Raw genomic sequence first — 583 nt, forward strand, 5'->3', positions numbered from 1 at the left:
ATAGGCCGCATGGATCGACGGTTGCTGGCGCGTGACCACCTGCATCATCAGATCGAACAGCGTCGAGAACAACAGCTGACGGGTGTACTGGCTTTGCGCCGTCTGCTCAAACCAGGCGTTGAGCTGGTCCGGATGGATGACTAACTACAGGATGACTAAAATTCGCTCTAAGAAGTTGTTTTAAAATGAATTAGTCCTTCCCATGAAATCCTGGAGAGCCTTCCCCTGCTGATGGAAGCATTGAGCGGCAACAGCAGTGACAAGACGGGCTTCCGCGAGAGCATCAAGGCCCACCTTGGGCAGTTGCAACGCGATGTCGGACTGGAGGTTGTGATTGCCGATAGCGCGCTCTATACGCGCGAGACGCTCCAGGAGATGAACGGCTATCACTGGATTTCGCGTGTACCCGAAACCCTGACGCTCGCCCGCGAGCATGATCCATGCGGTGGCAGCAGACTTAGAGGATATCCGGAACAGAAAATGCTTAAATCATTAAAATTCTAAATAAGATAGCCTCTTAGGTACGACAATCACGCGTATCGATGATGCCATGGCCTTTCAAGAGATGTCCGATGATTTTTGG

Annotated in this window: 1 pseudogene; it reads left to right on the forward strand. The window is 51.8% G+C overall.

Going from position 1 to position 583, the window contains the following annotated elements:
* Positions 1-219: 219 nt before the first annotated feature.
* Positions 220-451: pseudogene (locus CKO23_RS25140) on the forward strand (IS1634 family transposase); the annotation flags it as partial.
* Positions 452-583: the final 132 nt, after the last annotated feature.

The organism is Thiocystis violacea (assembly GCF_016583565.1).
Classification (GTDB): Bacteria; Pseudomonadota; Gammaproteobacteria; order Chromatiales; family Chromatiaceae; genus Thiorhodococcus; species Thiorhodococcus violaceus_A.